Genomic DNA, 15,057 nt, shown 5'->3' on the forward strand with positions numbered 1-15,057 from the left:
CCCGAAAGACTGGGGTTGAGTAGTTCAAGACCATCACGCATTTCTACGTCCACCACAAAGCCGTGGCCACAAACCATGGCGTCCACCGTGAATCGTCGCCCGGGCGCACTCCACGGCCACATCAGGGATTCATTGGAACATCGGGGGATCTCCAGTGTTTCCTCACGTCCCGGGGCTAGTGTCGTGCCGTGGTGGAGACGGGGAACAAGAACGAGCGCCTCACGTCGTCGGTCGAGGCGTGCAATCGTTGGCGGGATCATGGGTGGCGGGACAAGGTCGCGATCTGGGCCGGCCGGCTGCTCGTGCTGGCGGCGTTCGTCTCTCTCGCCGGAGTGTTCTTCCACCGCAGCGTGATCCTGCGCGTCGTCATGGACGTCCTTGGCTGGGTCAACATCCCGAGTGAGCCGTCCCTGTTCGCCGCCTGCATGGCTCTCGTCCTCGCAGGCGGTATCCGCCGTCGTTTCCGTCCGGCGCACACCGTCCTCGCCGTCGTCATGGGGCTTTCGGTGCTGGACTCGCTCGCCCGTCTCGTGTTCGCGCACCAGGTCACCCAGATGATCAACCGTCTCCACGTGCGTGGCGTCTATCGCGACTGGGCGCAGTTCCAGACGTCGCCGGGTGTGTCCGCAGCTATCCTGGCTCTGAGTGTCACGTCGTTCGTCGTCGTGCTCCTCGCGCGCCCCGCGTTCCGAGCGCGGTTCAGTTCCGGCTCGAAGGCGGCGGCACTCATCAGCCTCATCGGAGGTCTGTTCCTGTCGTTCGTCGTCGCGTTCTTGCTCACACTGTCGTTCCCGCGTGATCTCGACACCCTCGGGCAGAAGTTCGTCTGGTCGGTCCGCAGCACGTTCGGCGTCAGGACACCGCCGGCCAGCCCGGGTTTCGGAGGGCACCACGGGTACGAATGGACCTTCGTCGTCGCGAGCACGGTGTCGACCCTCGTCCTCATCTTCTCGCTGCTCGTCCTCTGGCGTTCGGGCCGCGGCTCCGGGCTCATCGACGCCGACGAGGAACTGCGCATCCGCCGTCTCCTGCTCGAGCACGGCGAGGACGACTCCCTGGGGTATTTCGCCACGCGTCGGGACAAGGCCGTCGTCTTCGCCCCTGACGGCCGTGCCGCCGTCACGTTCCGCAACGAGGGGAGTGTCAGCGTCGCGTCCGCCGACCCCATCGGGCGAGCTGAGTCCTGGGACGACGCCATCGCCGTGTGGCTCGGCCAGTGCCGCGAGCATGGGCTGTACCCCGCCGTCCTCTCCGCCAGCACGAGGGGAGCGCGCGCCTACGTCGAGGCGGGGCTCAAGGCGTGGTCGCTCGGTGACGAGGCCATCATCGACACCGACACTTTCTCCTTGCGCGGGCGCTCGATGCGTCCCGTCCGCCAGGCCGTCACCCGCGTCGAACGCTGCGGTTACACGACCCAGGTACGCCGCCACGACGAACTGGGCGACGACGAACTGGCCGAACTCTCGCGGCTCGCCGACGACTGGCGCGGCAACGAGACCGAGCGCGGATTCTCGATGGCCCTCAACAGGCTTGGTGACCGCGCGGACGGGCGCTGCGTCGTCATCACCGCCCACGACACCCGCGGCGCCGTGCGGGGGTTCCTGTCCTTCGTCCCGTGGGGCTCGCGGGGGCTGTCGCTCGACCTGATGCGCCGCGACCGTCAGGCCGAGAACGGCCTCAACGAGTTCATGGTCGCGCACCTCGCCGAAGCGGCACCCGCCCTGGGCATCCGGCGCATCTCGTTGAACTTCGCAGTCTTCCGCAACGTCTTCGCCGATGCGGACGAGGTAGGCGCTGGCCCCATCACCCGCGTCACGGACAAGGCGCTCTCGATCGCGTCGAAGTTCTGGCAACTGGAGACGCTCTACCGCTCGAACGACAAGTACCACCCCGAATGGGTGCCGCGCTTCCTCTGCTACGACGCCGAGCTCACCGTCCCGCGTGCCGGTTTCGCGATGGGTGTGGCCGAGGGTTTCGTCCCCCTCATCGGGCCGCGGTTGCTCGTCGGGCCCAAGCCGGCCGACCATCAGCCGCCGCGCCCCGAAGCCGTCTTCGTCGAGCGAGTCCAGGCCCTCGAGGCGGACGCACTCACCCCGCGGATGCCCGAGCCGCGCCGCAGCGAACAGCAGCGCGTGCGCCGCGAGAAGCTCGCCCGCATGGAGGCCGGCGGCGTCGAAGGCTACCCCGTCGCAGTGCCGCGCATCGCGCGCATCGAGGACGTCGTCACGGCGCACGGCCGGCTTCCCGCCGATCACCGCACGGGCGAGCGCGTCTCCGTCACGGGGCGGGTGCGGGCCCTGCGCGACTTCGGTGGCGTCAGCTTCGTCGTGCTCGACGAGGACGGCGCCCGCCTCCAGGCGATGGCGACGCGCGACGTCACCCCGGCCGAGAAGTACGATCACTGGCGACACTGGATCGACCTCGGGGACATCGTCTCGGTGACGGGCGAGATCGTCACGTCGAAACACGCAGAGCTGTCCGTGCACGTCAGCGACTGGCAGATGGCGGCGAAGTGCCTGAGCCCGATCCCCGACCTGCACTCACCGTTCCGCGACCCCGACGCGCGCGTCCGCAACCGCTCGCTCGACCTCATCGTCAACCGTGATTCGATGGACATGCTGCTGCGCCGATCACGCGGTGTGCGGGCGTTCCGTGACGCGTTCGACGCACTCGGGTACACCGAGGTGGAGACGCCGATGCTGCAGGCGGTGCACGGTGGGGCGTCCGCGCGCCCGTTCAAGACTCACATCAATGCTTACGGCATGGATCTGTTCATGCGCATCGCTCCCGAGCTGTACCTGAAGCGGCTCGCCGTCGGCGGCATGCAGAAGGTGTTCGAGCTGAACCGCAACTTCCGCAACGAGGGCGCAGACGCGACCCACAACCCCGAGTTCACCTCGCTCGAGGCCTACGACGCCTACGGCGACTACCTGACGATGCGCGACCTGACGCGCGAGGTGCTCCTCGCCGTCGCGCGGGCCGTCAACGGTGGGGAGTTCGCCGAACGCCCCCGCCCCGACGGCACCATCGAGCGTGTCGACCTGTCGGGGCAGTGGCCGACGATCCCCGTGCACGAAGCCGTCTCCAGGGCCTGCGGGGTGTTGCTGACGTCGGCGTCGTCGCGGGACGAGGTGGCTGCGGTCTGCGCGGCGCACGGCGTCGACGCGCCGCGCGAGAAGAGTGCGGGTGAACTAGTCGTCGAGCTGTACGACGAACTCGTCGAGGGCCAGACCATGTTCCCGACGTTCTACATCGACTTTCCCGTCGAGACGTCACCGCTCACCCGCGCGCATCGCGGCGACCCCAGGCTGTCGGAGCGCTGGGACCTCGTCGCGTTCGGCGCCGAGATCGGCACCGCCTACTCGGAGCTCGTCGACCCGATCGAACAGCGAAGGCGCCTGACGGAGCAGTCCCTCAAGGCCGCGGCCGGTGACGTCGAGGCGATGTCGCTCGACGAGGCGTTCCTCAGCGCTCTCGAGTACGCGATGCCGCCGACGGGTGGGCTCGGCATCGGCGTCGACCGCTCCATCATGATGATGCTCGGTGCGCCGATTCGTGCGACGCTCGCGTTTCCGTTCGTGCGCCCTCAGGGTTGATCACCCTTGTCGAGCGACATGCCCAGTGTGACGAACTTTACACAAAGGTTACACAGGGGAGACACACAGCGCATTCCAAGGGGCATGATCGAACACGGCGCCACACGCTCGTGGACGCGCGGTTCACCAGGCCATCCAGGGAGTACGCATGAAGAAGACCATCGGCGCCGTGGGCGCTGCGTTCAGCCTGCTGGGCGTCGGGCTGTCGGCCCCCGTCACGGCGGCGAGTTCCGTTCCCGCTCAGGGCGCGACGCCCACTGCGGACGCGTCCTCGTCCTACACCCCGCCGCCGGTCACCTGGGGTACCTGCGCGAACGCGCGCCTGAGCAAGGCCGGCGCCCAGTGCGGATTCGTCGAGGTGCCCCTCGACTACGCCAAGCCCAAGGGCGAGAAGATCAAGATCGCCGTCTCCCGCATCAAGCACAAGACGAGCGACGCCAAGAAGCAGGGCATCATGCTCGTCAACCCAGGTGGCCCGGGCGGCTCCGGTCTGACGCTGTCGCGCCTCGGCGGCGCCGTGCCCAACAAGGGCGGCGACCCGTACGACTGGATCGGCTTCGACCCGCGCGGCGTGGGCTCCAGCGTCCCGACCCTGGCCTGCGACGGCAACTACTTCGGCTACAACCGCCCTGACTACCGGGTGACGAAGGCCGGCACGTCGCAGGCCTGGCTGAAGAGGTCGGCCGCCTACTCCGCGTCGTGCTCCAAGGCTGCCGGTGCGAAGCTCATGCCGCACATGAAGACGATCGACAACGTGCGCGACATGGACTCGATCCGCAAGGCGCTCGGTGAGAAGCAGATCAACTTCTACGGCTTCAGCTACGGCACGTACCTCGGCCAGGTCTACGCCACGATGTTCCCGAAGCAGACGCGTCGCATGGTCATGGACGGTGTCGTCGACCCGCGCGACGTCTGGTACGACGCGAACCTCAACCAGGACATCGCGTTCGACAAGAACATGGACGTCTTCTTCGACTGGGTCGCGGGCAACGACGCGACGTACCACCTCGGCACGAGCGGCAAGGCCATCAAGAAGCAGTGGTATTCGATGCGCGACAAGCTCGCGAAGAAGCCCGCAAACGGCAAGATCGGGCCTGACGAGTGGACCGACGCCTACCTCAACGCCGGTTACTACGTCTTCGGCTGGGAGGACGACGGCGCCGCCCTGGCCGCTGCGCTGCAGAAGGGTGACTTCGGCCCGACGACCGCGCTGTACGACGACGCCAACGGCTCCGGACCGGGCTCGGACAACAGCTACGCGGTCTACCTCGGCACGCAGTGCACCGACGTCAAGTGGTCTAACGTGTGGAGCAAGTGGCTCTCGGACAACTCGAAGGTCGACAAGAAGGCGCCCTTCGAGACGTGGGCGAACGCCATGTTCAACCTCCCGTGCACGAGCTGGCCGGTCAAGGCGACGAACGCGCAGGCCATGAAGATCGACGGTTCGAAGGTCGGGCCGGTGCTGCTCATCGCCGAGACCCACGACGGTGCGACGCCGTTCCCGGGCGCGCTCGAGGTGCGCAAGCGCTTCCCGAAGAGCGCTCTCATCGAGGGCGTCGGTGGAACGACGCACTCCGGTTCGCTCAATGGCATCGCCTGCACGGACGACAAGATCTCCGCCTACCTCCTCACCGGCGCGATGCCCGCGCGGACGGGTGGACCGGGCCACGCCGACGTCGAGTGCGACCCTGTGCCCCAGCCGGAGCCCGGCCCCGCCAACGAGGTGACGGACAGCGCGTCCAGCACGAAGAAGAAGCACCACCACGTCCAGCAGCGTGAGGGCATGCAGGCCGACCTGCGCTCGAGCCTGCAGAAGGTCGCCACCGTCGGCGCTCGCTGACGCACGGCTGGTCTGACGCGTCCTGACGGCGAAGGGCCGCGATCATCCTCTCCGGATGGTCGCGGCCTTTCGTCATGCTCGCGCCGAGCGGCGCGGAGGGTGTCTCAGTGACGCAGCGCCTTGCGGGCCAGAGCGTTGCCGATGAACTGGGCGATCTGAACGAAGACGATGATGACGACGACGGCGGCCCACGTCACGGCCCAGTCGTAGCGGCGGTAACCGTAGGACAGGGCGAAGTCACCGATGCCGCCGCCGCCCATGGCGCCGACGACGGCCGTCATGTCGATGACCGCGACGAGCGCGAACGTGTAGCCGAGGATCAGCGGCGCCAGCGCCTCGGGGATGAGCACGGTGCGAATGATGCGCCACGGACTCGCCCCCATCGCCTGCGCCGCCTCGATGACGCCGGGGTCGACGCTCACGAGGTTCTGCTCGACGATGCGGCTGATGCCGAAGGTCGAGGCGATCGTCAGCGGGAAGATCATCGACTTCGCACCGATCGTCGAGCCCGTGACTGCGAGCGTCAACGGCCCGAGAGCGGCGGCGAAGATGATGAACGGGATCGGTCGGATGATGTTGACGAGGACGTTGAGCACCGTGTGCAGAACTCGGTTCTCGAGGATGCCGCCGCGTCGTGTGGTGTTGAGCAGCACGCCGAGGGCGAGGCCGAGGATGCCGCCCATGATGATCGTCGCGCCGACCATGAGCAGCGTCTCGCCCACCGCGGTGACGATCGTGGGGCGCAGCGCCTCCCAATCGGTTGCGGGCATCATGCGGCGACCTCCTCGACGTCGGCGGCGAGACGCAGTTCGTCGAGCACGGTGGTGACGGCGTCGTCGTCGCCGCGCAGGGCGAGCGTCAACGTCGTCAGGGTGTCGTCCTTGAGCGGTGTGAGTCCACCGTGCACGATCTCCGGTTCGACGCCGTGTGCGGACATGCGGGCCAGGACACGGCCGAACTCGCGCGGGTCGTGAACCGTCAGCGTCGCGAGGCGCCCGTCGTGGGCAGCGCGCAGCCGGGCGCTCTCGCGTGCGTCGGGCACGTTCCGCAGGGTGGCGTCGACGAGGCGGCGCGTCGCGTCCGCCTTCGGCGCGCCGAGGACGTCGACGGTGCGCCCGGACTCGACGATGCGGCCGGCCTCGAGGACGACGACGTCGTCGGCGAGTTCGCGCACGACGTCCATCTCGTGGGTGATGACGACGATCGTCACGCCGAGCTCGTCGTTGACGCGGCGCAGCAGCGCGAGGACGTCCTTCGTCGTGTCGGGGTCGAGCGCGGACGTGGACTCGTCGGCGAGCAGGATCTCCGGGTTCGTCGCGAGCGCACGGGCGATGCCGACGCGCTGCTTCTGCCCGCCGGAGAGCTCGTCGGGGTAGGCCCACGCCTTCTCGGTGAGCCCGACGAAGCTGAGCAGCTCGGTGATGCGCGCCTCCTGGCGCGCCTTGTCCCAGTCGGCGACCTCGAGGGGGTAGGCGACGTTGGCGTACACCGTGCGCGAGCGGATGAGGTTGAACTGCTGGAACACCATGCCGATGCGACCGCGCAGCTCGCGCACCTGCTTCGCGGACAGCGACGCGAGGTCGACGCCGTCGATCTCGACGTGGCCGCGCGTCGGCGTCTCCAGGCCGTTGATGAGACGTACGAGGGTGCTCTTGCCGGCGCCGGAGAAACCGATGACGGCGACGATGCGTCCGCGCTCCACCTGCGTCGTGATGCCGTCGAGAGCCGTCACCCGGCTCTTGCCGCGGGTGAACGTCTTGCCGACGTCGTGGAAGGCGACGGCGGGCGGGGTGGCACTCGCCGGCGCGGCGGCCTTCGTCGGTGTGGGGGAGGGGCCCGTCACTTCGATCCCTTCGCCTTGATCTGGGCCTCGAGGTTCGCGAGGATGCCCTGCACCTCGGAGGCGGAGTTGTTCACGAGGACGCTCGTGCCCTTCGTGCGCTCCTCGATGAGCTTCTCGACGCTCGGGTCGTGGTAGGCCTTGACGAACTTGGCGTAGTCGGCGTTGTCCTTGTCCGCGGCGCGCGCGACGACGACGTTGATGTACGGCTTCGACGAGGCCGCATGCGGGTCGTCCTTGAACAGGGCCTTGCTCGGGTCGAGCTTCGCGTCCGCGGCGAAGTTGTTGTTGACGATCGCGCCGTCGACGGACGGCAGCGCGGCCGCGGTCTGCTCGGCGTTGACCGCTGTGACGGTGACCTTCGAGGCGCCGGCTTCGATGTCGGCCGGGGTCGACAGCGAGGTGCCACCACCCTTGAGCTTCAGCAGTCCGGCGCTCTGCAGCAGCAGCAAGGCGCGTGCCTGGTTCGTCGGATCGTTGGGGATGGCGATCTTGCCGCCCTGGGGGAACTGGCCGACGCTCGTGTGCTTCTTCGAGTACAGCGCCAGCGGGACGATGTACGTCGCCCCGATGGGCGTGAGGTTCTGCTTCGCCTTGGTGTTGTAGTCGGCGAGGAATTGCAGGTGCTGGAACTGGTTGAGGTCGACCTGGCCCTCGGAGAGCGCGGGGTTGGCCTGGGTGTAATCAGAGAAGTTGACCGGTTCGATGTCGAGGCCGTACTTGTCCTTGCCCACCTTGACGAGCTGGTTCCAGTACGGGTCCGACGCCTCCGTCGTGCCCACCTTGAGGTGGGTCAGCTTGTCGTCACTGCTCCCGCCGAGCACCTTGGCCCCGATGCCGGCGGCCAGCGCGACGACGAGGACGCCTGCGCCGATCGCGACGTACTTGCCGGTGTTGTTCTTCGGTTTCGGGGGCAGGGCGGTCGCGCCGTTCTCGGCGCTCGTGGCGTCATGCGTGGACGAGGCGGGCGTCGAGGTCTCGTCGGCGGGGGTGTGCTTGTCGGTCATGATCTCTCCTGGTGAGGCGGCAAGGATGCGAATGCGCGGAGCTGGCGCGGATGCGCGGAGTCAGCGCGAAGGCGGGGGCGCCGGGGTGGGGCGCGGTGCGCGGTGTCGTGCGGGGCATGCCTTTCGGGGCCTGGGCAGCGCAACGGAAGGCTCACGAGGATGCCGTCACGTTGGGTGCCGAGCGTGCTTGCCGCGTGGTCGACGCGGCCGGGTCATCACCTGGAGCACCCCGCCACGCGTGTGAGGGTTGCCGTCCGACCAGCCAGGGCTTTGCATCGGATCTCTTGACCAGCAGCGAGATTAGAGCCGCGCACGACAAAGCGTCAAGTTGTGGCACTGGAGATGAGACGTGGGCGAAGATTGTGACGTGCGACACGCGGCGTGGCTGATGCGGCGTCTTTCGCCGTCGAGGCTCGGGTGAGTGATTTCTTCACACAGCTTGGACGATCGTCTAGGTGGGTGATGAGTGTGACGTCGGCCACGCGCCGAGGGCCCCGGCGTCGTGTTCGACGACGCCCCACCCGGGCAGCACTTCGGTGACGTCCTGACTCAGCCGGACGCCACACGCTCGGCTGGTTCGAGCGTGCGGGCGGTCTTCCGCGGCGGCCACCCGAAGAATGACTTCCGCACGATGGGCACGTTCGTCAAGGTGCAGCGTCAGGTCGGCTCGTCGTGGGTCGACGTCCTCGACGACCACGACTGGGACACCGCGTACGTCTGGTCGCGCGAGGGCGTCTCGTACTCGCGATGCACCATGGAGCGGCGCATACGTCGCGGCACGCCCGCGAGCACGTATCGCCTCGTGCAGCAGGGCAACTGGAAGAACGGCTGGAACGGCAAGGTCAGTGCCCATACCGGAACGAGCCGGGCCTTCCAGGTGCGCTGAGACGGCCGGTGCGCCGCGGTGGCCGGTTGATCGGCCGCCGGCTCAGCAGCCGCCGTGCATGTCGTCGTCAGCGTGGCGGGAGGACATCCGTCTGCGCGGGCAGGTCGGCGACGCCGACGGGGCACGTGACGCCCTTGAAGCCGTGGTTGCAGTAGCCGCCGGGGTGCTTGGACAGGTACTGCTGGTGGTACAGCTCCGCCGGCCAGAAGGGGCCCGCCTCGTCGGCCGGGCGCATCTCGGTCGTGATGGCGCCGCGGCCCGCGTCGTCGAGTGCCTCTTGGAAGAGCGCGGACGTCTCGCGGGCAGCGCGCTCCTGCTGCGGCGTCGTCCAGTAGATCGCCGAGCGGTACTGCGTGCCGACGTCGTTGCCCTGCCGGTTCGCGGTCGTCGGGTCGTGGTTCTCCCAGAACGCCTTGAGAAGCTCGCGTTCGGACACGCGCGACGGGTCGTAGGCCACCATGACCGTCTCGGTGTGGCCCGTGCCGCCGTCACAGACGTCCTCGTACGTCGGCTCGGTGGCGTGGCCGCCCATGTACCCGACGGCCGTGGTGACGACGCCCGGAATCTTCCAGAAGATGCGTTCGGCGCCCCAGAAGCAGCCCATCGCGACGTACAGGGTCGCCGAGCCGTCGGGCAGTTCGGAGAACATCGGCACGTCGAGGACGTCGTGCAGGTCGCTCGCCTCGGGCGTTCGGGTGTGCTTTCGAGTGAACATGAGGTGCCTTTCCTCGGGTTCCGAGACAACACCGCCGGCGGTCGAGGCATTCCGGCCCGAGCCTCCGCCGGCATGAACGGGTTGTCGCACGATCCAGGCGGACGCGCCGAAAAACCGGTTGCGTACGCAGCTGGTGCTGAGTGCAATGTCGCCATGCGCATTCGTCAGATCGGCCCGTCCGACCCGCTGTTCGACGCCTGGGCGCAGGTGTTCATGACGGTGGGCCACGAGCAGTGGGGCAAGCACACGACCGCCTACCCCGCCGACGAGCTGCGCGCCATGTGGGGCAAGGAATCCGAGACGCGTCATGCGTTCGTCGCCGTCGAGGGGGAAGCCTCGTGTGACGACGACGCCGTTGGGGGAGCAGCCGACATCCAGGATGATGGCGTGGACACAGCAGCTGGCGTCGTCGGTGCCGCCGAGCTCGTCCTGCCGCGCCGCGACAACACCCACCTCGCGTTTCTCCACCTCGACGTGCTGGCTCCCGCGCGACGACGGGGTGTCGGCTCGGCGCTGCTCTCAGCCGCGGAGGAGATCATGCAGGACGAGGGACGTACGACGGTCCTCGTCGAGACGCAGACGCCCGTCGGCCAGCCTGACGCCGGAGGCGCCTTCCTCGCTGCCCGAGGGTTCGCTCAGGCCCAGAGGTGCGTGCGCAACGCTCAGCGTCTGCCGGTCAGCGACGCCGTCGCCGCACAGATGCGTGCCGCCCTCGCGTTCGACGACGAGTATGTCGTCGAGACGGCCGTCGACGACCTCCCGTCGCAGTGGCTCGAGGAGCGGGCCCGTCTCGGAGCGATGATGTCGACCGACACCCCGCTCGGTGACGTTGCGATCGAACCGGAGACGTGGGATGCCGCGCGGGTGCACGAGCTGTTCGACACCGCACGCGCTCAGGGTCGACGCGTCGTCGAGGCCGTGGCGTGGCACCGACCGAGCGGGCAGATGGCCGCGTTCACGCACGTCAGCGTTCCCGCGGAGACGCCTTGGATCGCCTACCAGGACGACACCCTCGTCGAGGCCGCGCACCGTGGGCACCGGCTCGGCTACCGGGTCAAGGCTGCGGTGTCGCTGCTGCTGCCGCAGGTCGCGCCGGGCGTCGAGGTGCAGCGCACCTGGAACGACGAGACGAACACCCACATGCTGCGGATCAACTCCGAGCTCGGCTACGAACGCGAGGGCACGATGTTCGAATGGCAGAAGAGGCTTGCATGAGCCCGTCCGGTGCGCCCGTACGCGAGGTGCTCGGCATCGAGGTGACGCACGAGCAGCTGCTGCAGTGGCGCGCGTGGACGATGCCGGTCGATCAGCCGTTCGTCGTGCCCCGCAGCGTCGCGCACGACCTCGGCCTGCGCGACGAGCCCGAGCGGGTGACGTTCGAGCTCAAGGACACGTTCCTGCTGTACGGCGTGGACGACCAAGCCATCTGCTGGCTCGATCGCGCGGCGGCGCGCGCCTTGCCGGCGTCTCTGAGGCGAGCGCAACCCACGCGTCACCTCTGGCGTAGCGGTGACGACGCGTCGGCCATCGCGCGCGACCTCGAGCGCGTCGTGGCATACGTCGTCGAGGGGCGGCGCGCGAGTCGTCATCGCGAGATCACCCAGCGGGCCTGGGCCGACATCGACGCCGTGCTGCCAGGCGCCCGTGAGATCGCGGGGACGTTCCCGCGCGCCAGCGGGCCCAACTGCTTCGGTGCCGTTCTCGCCGCGGCCGGCGTGGACGGCGCACGTGAGGAGTGGATGCAGCGCGAGCCGATCGAGGCGTGGCTGCGGGAGCGGACGCGGTTGCTGCCGCGTCATGACACCGACGACGGCCTTGGTGTCGTCCATGTCTGGCGCAACCCCGACGGCCTGATCGACCACGCGGCCGTCAGCCTGGGTGGTGGCTGCGCGCTCCACAAGCCGTCGTGTGGATGGATGTCGCCGACCAAGGTGCTGACGACGCGGGAACTCATGGCGAGCGCCCGCGTTCCCGGGCGGCGCGTGCGCCGTCATCGTCTGCTGTGACGTCGTGATCGGGACGAATGGGCGGGGCGCGTGCGCACTCGGTAACCTGGGGCGCGTGACCGACGTGCTGACGATGCAAGATGCCCTGTTGACGCTGCAGAAGTACTGGACCGACCGCGGATGCATGGTCGTGCAGCCCTACAACACCGAGGTCGGTGCGGGGACGATGAACCCCAACACCGTCATGCGCGTGCTCGGGCCCGAGCCGTGGCACGTCGCGTACGTCGAGCCCTCCGTGCGCCCCGATGACAGCCGCTACGGCGAGAACCCGAACCGGCTGCAGACGCACACGCAGTTCCAGGTCATCCTCAAGCCCGACCCGGGCAACCCGCAGGAGCTCTACCTCGGCTCGCTCGAGGCGCTCGGCATCGACCTCGACGCGCACGACGTGCGCTTCGTCGAGGACAACTGGCAGCAGCCCGCCATCGGCGCGTGGGGCCTGGGTTGGGAGGTCTGGCTCGACGGCATGGAGGTCACGCAGTTCACATACTTCCAGCAGGTCGTCGGGCAGAACCTCGAGCCTGTCGCCGTCGAGCTGACGTACGGCATGGAGCGCATCCTCATGGCGCTGCAGGGCGTCACGCACTTCAAGGACATGGCGTACGCCGAGGGCATCAGCTACGGCGAGGTGTTCGCGCAGAACGAGTACGAGATGTCGCGCTACTACCTCGACGACGCCGACGTCGACGCGGCCCGCGCGTTCTTCAAGGAGTACACCGACGAGGCTCAGCGCCTCATCGACGCACGCCTGCCGGTGCCGGCGTGGACGTACGTGCTCAAGAGCTCGCACGCGTTCAACATCCTCGACAGCCGCGGCGCCGTCTCCACGACGGAGCGTGCGCGCTCGTTCTCCCTCATGCGCCGCCTCGCTCGCGAGACCGGTGCACTGTGGACCGAGCGTCGCGCCGAACTCGGTCACCCGCTGCTCAAGGGCGACGCGGCGACGTCACGCGTGCGTGAGCTGGCGGAGGCGGCCGCGTCGGCGCCCAACGTCACCCAGCCCGTCGAGAAGCCCGAACCGGCGCCCACCGCAGCCGAACTCGGCGACGCGCCGCAGACGTTCACGTTCGAGATCGGCGTCGAGGAGATGCCGCCGCACGTGCTCGACGCGACGATTCCCGCCGTGCGTGACGCTGTCACGTCGGCGCTCGCCGGCACCCGCCTCGAGCACGGCGACGTCGCCGTCGTCGGCACGCCGCGCCGCATCGTCGTCACCGTGCCCGGGGTCAGCGCGCACGAGCCGGACTCCGAGACCCTCGCCAAGGGCCCGAAGGTCGCGGCCGCCTACAAGGATGGTGCGCCGACGAAGGCCCTCGAGGGCTTCGCGCGCGGCAAGGGCGTCTCCGTCGACGACGTCGTCACCGCCGAGTTCGACGGTGCCGAGCACGTCGCCGTCAAGCAGACGCAGACGGGGCGCGGTGTGCTCGAGGTGCTCGGCGAGATCGTCGCCGACGTCGTCTCCGGCCTACGCAGCGACAAGAACATGAAGTGGAACGACCCGCAGCTGACGTTCAGCCGCCCGATCCGCTGGGTCGTCGCGCTGTGGGGCAAGCACGTCGTCCCCGCGACGGTGGGCTCACTCACCACGGGCCGCACGACGTACGTCGCGCGCACCGCAGCGCAGCCGCACGTCGACGTCGCCGCTGCCGACGAGCTCGTCCCGACGCTCGAAGCGGCCGGTTTCGTGCTCGACCCGACAGCGCGACGCCGCCAGGTCGTCGACGGTGCCCTGGCGCTCGCGAAGAGCGTCGGCGGCACGATCGACATCGACGGCGAGGCGAGCCTCGTCGACGAGATCACGAACCTCGTCGAGGAGCCGCACGGTGTGCTCGGCACCTTCGAGGAGCGCTACCTCGAGCTGCCCGAGCAGATCCTTACCACCGTCATGCGCAAGCACCAGCGCTACCTGCCGGTGCGCGACGCCTCCGGCACGCTCATGCCGTACTTCGTCACGATGGCCAACGGCTCGATCGACGACGACGTCGTGCGCGCCGGCAACGAGTCCGTGCTGCGGGCCCGCTATGAGGACGCGGCGTTCTTCTGGGAGGCCGACCTCAAGGTTCCGCTCGACGACTTCCGCGCGCAGATCGACAAGCTGACGTTCGAGAACCGTCTCGGTTCGTTCGCGCAGCGTGCGGACCGCATCAAGGACGTGTCGACGAAACTCGCTGCGTCCGTTGAACTCACGGGCGATGAGCAGGCAACGTTGTCGCGCGCCGGTGCGCTCGCGAAGTTCGACCTGTCGACGGCGATGGTCGTCGAACTGTCGAGCCTCGCCGGAACGATGGCGCGCGAATACGCCCTGAAGGCGGGGGAGGCCCCGGCTGTGGCCGATGCCCTGTTCGAGATGGAGAAGCCGCGCTCGGCGGGCGACTCGCTGCCCTCCTCGACGCCGGGCGCGCTGCTCGCGCTGGCCGACCGGTTCGATCTGCTCACCGCGATGTTCGCCATCGGCGCGAAGCCGACCGGCTCGTCCGACCCGTTCGCGCTGCGCCGCGCGGCGCTCGGCGTCGTGTCGATCCTGCGCGGTGTGCCGGCCGTGGCCGCCATCAGCGTGAGCGACGGTCTCGACGCTGCCGCCGCGCGACTGCGTGAGCAGGGCGTCGAGGTCTCGGGCGAGGCGCTCGCATCGGCTCTCGAGTTCGTCGAGGGCCGCTTCGGCCAGCAGCTGCGCGACGAAGGCGTCTCGGCGGCGCTCGTCACGGCCCTCAGCCCGAGCGCCGGAACGCCCGGTCGCGCGGCCGCGGTGCTCGCCGATGTCGAGGCTCTGCGCGATGACGAGGCGTTCCGCGCCCTCGTGCAGGTGACGCAGCGCATCACGCGCATCGTGCCTGCGGGCACCCAGCCGGGCTTCGATGTGTCCGTGCTCACCGACGAGGCCGAGAAGACGCTGGCTCCGCTCGTCGAGGCACTGCCCGACCACTCGGGTGACTCGCTGACGCAGTGGTTCGCGGACGCCTCGGGTCTCACCGAGCCGCTCAACAGGTTCTTCGACGACGTCCTCGTCATGGCTGACGACGAGGCGCTCAAGGCCGCTCGCCTCGGCCTGCTGCAGAGCGTCATCGCCAAGGCGCCGGCCGGCATCGACTACAAGGAACTCGACCGGGCGCTCGACGTCTGACCCGAGCGAACCCGATGGCCTCACCCCGTGTCGACGAGGTGGGGCC

General features: G+C 68.8%; 10 protein-coding genes and 1 riboswitch. Of the genes, 6 read left to right on the plus strand and 4 right to left on the minus strand.

Features of this window, described 5'->3' with window-relative positions; genetic code table 11:
* Window positions 1-188 precede the first annotated feature (188 nt).
* Window positions 189-3,596: a bifunctional lysylphosphatidylglycerol synthetase/lysine--tRNA ligase LysX gene (gene lysX, locus B2284_RS02800; RefSeq protein ID WP_286697152.1), complete on the plus strand. Its 3,408-nt coding sequence runs from the start codon at window positions 189-191 to the stop codon at window positions 3,594-3,596.
* A gap of 148 nt (window positions 3,597-3,744) precedes the next feature.
* A complete protein-coding gene (locus B2284_RS02805) occupies window positions 3,745-5,436 on the plus strand; it encodes an alpha/beta fold hydrolase (RefSeq protein WP_286697153.1) in 1,692 nt (563 codons plus the stop codon).
* Window positions 5,437-5,540: 104 nt separating this feature from the next.
* Here B2284_RS02805 and B2284_RS02810 read toward each other — a convergent pair whose 3' ends face one another.
* Genes B2284_RS02810 through B2284_RS02820 form a run of 3 tightly spaced genes read right to left on the minus strand, consistent with a single transcriptional unit; the run spans window position 5,541 to window position 8,283 of the window.
* Window positions 5,541-6,209 carry a methionine ABC transporter permease gene (locus B2284_RS02810; RefSeq protein ID WP_081873719.1) on the minus strand — a complete coding sequence of 223 codons (669 nt, stop codon included), beginning with the start codon at window positions 6,207-6,209 and terminating at the stop codon, window positions 5,541-5,543.
* The gene (locus B2284_RS02815; RefSeq protein WP_286697154.1) at window positions 6,206-7,279 is read right to left on the minus strand and encodes a methionine ABC transporter ATP-binding protein; all 1,074 of its coding nucleotides are present in this window, start codon (window positions 7,277-7,279) and stop codon (window positions 6,206-6,208) included. The genes B2284_RS02810 and B2284_RS02815 overlap by 4 nt, the downstream gene beginning before the upstream one ends.
* Window positions 7,276-8,283, minus strand: a complete 1,008-nt coding sequence (locus tag B2284_RS02820; RefSeq protein WP_286697155.1) for a MetQ/NlpA family ABC transporter substrate-binding protein — start codon at window positions 8,281-8,283, stop codon at window positions 7,276-7,278. Before B2284_RS02820 ends, B2284_RS02815 begins: the two co-directional genes overlap by 4 nt.
* Window positions 8,284-8,461: 178 nt before the next feature.
* A riboswitch (SAM riboswitch) is annotated at window positions 8,462-8,573 on the minus strand.
* A 212-nt stretch (window positions 8,574-8,785) separates the two neighbouring features.
* On the opposite strand from B2284_RS02820, the gene B2284_RS02825 reads away from it, so the two are divergent.
* The gene (locus B2284_RS02825) at window positions 8,786-9,169 is read left to right on the plus strand and encodes a neutral/alkaline non-lysosomal ceramidase C-terminal domain-containing protein (RefSeq protein ID WP_286697156.1); all 384 of its coding nucleotides are present in this window, start codon (window positions 8,786-8,788) and stop codon (window positions 9,167-9,169) included.
* A gap of 67 nt (window positions 9,170-9,236) precedes the next feature.
* On the opposite strand, the gene msrA is transcribed toward B2284_RS02825, so the two are convergent.
* Window positions 9,237-9,884, minus strand: coding sequence for a peptide-methionine (S)-S-oxide reductase MsrA (gene msrA / locus B2284_RS02830; protein ID WP_115297332.1), 648 nt, complete (start codon window positions 9,882-9,884; stop codon window positions 9,237-9,239).
* 153 nt (window positions 9,885-10,037) lie between these two features.
* Between msrA and B2284_RS02835 the strand changes: the two genes are divergently transcribed.
* From B2284_RS02835 to B2284_RS02845, 3 genes are all read left to right on the plus strand, one after another.
* Complete coding sequence (locus B2284_RS02835; RefSeq protein ID WP_286697157.1) at window positions 10,038-11,099, plus strand: GNAT family N-acetyltransferase; 1,062 nt, start codon at window positions 10,038-10,040, stop codon at window positions 11,097-11,099.
* Window positions 11,096-11,890: a hypothetical protein gene (locus B2284_RS02840; RefSeq protein ID WP_286697158.1), complete on the plus strand. Its 795-nt coding sequence runs from the start codon at window positions 11,096-11,098 to the stop codon at window positions 11,888-11,890. Before B2284_RS02835 ends, B2284_RS02840 begins: the two co-directional genes overlap by 4 nt.
* Window positions 11,891-11,963: 73 nt before the next feature.
* Window positions 11,964-15,011, plus strand: a complete 3,048-nt coding sequence (locus B2284_RS02845; RefSeq protein ID WP_286697159.1) for a glycine--tRNA ligase — start codon at window positions 11,964-11,966, stop codon at window positions 15,009-15,011.
* The last annotated feature ends 46 nt before the right edge of the window (window positions 15,012-15,057 follow it).

Source organism: Dermacoccus sp. UBA1591 (genome assembly GCF_002322065.1).
GTDB lineage: Bacteria > Actinomycetota > Actinomycetes > Actinomycetales > Dermatophilaceae > Dermacoccus > Dermacoccus nishinomiyaensis.

Bases quoted from the DNA above. Each gene is read 5' to 3' on its own strand.
- msrA (WP_115297332.1), bottom strand. From the start codon at position 9,884: ATGTTCACTCGAAAGCACACCCGAACGCCCGAGGCGAGCGACCTGCAC.
- B2284_RS02840 (WP_286697158.1), top strand. From the start codon at position 11,096: ATGAGCCCGTCCGGTGCGCCCGTACGCGAGGTGCTCGGCATCGAGGTG.
- B2284_RS02810 (WP_081873719.1), bottom strand. From the start codon at position 6,209: ATGATGCCCGCAACCGATTGGGAGGCGCTGCGCCCCACGATCGTCACC.
- B2284_RS02820 (WP_286697155.1), bottom strand. From the start codon at position 8,283: ATGACCGACAAGCACACCCCCGCCGACGAGACCTCGACGCCCGCCTCG.
- B2284_RS02805 (WP_286697153.1), top strand. From the start codon at position 3,745: ATGAAGAAGACCATCGGCGCCGTGGGCGCTGCGTTCAGCCTGCTGGGC.
- B2284_RS02835 (WP_286697157.1), top strand. From the start codon at position 10,038: ATGCGCATTCGTCAGATCGGCCCGTCCGACCCGCTGTTCGACGCCTGG.
- B2284_RS02845 (WP_286697159.1), top strand. From the start codon at position 11,964: ATGCAAGATGCCCTGTTGACGCTGCAGAAGTACTGGACCGACCGCGGA.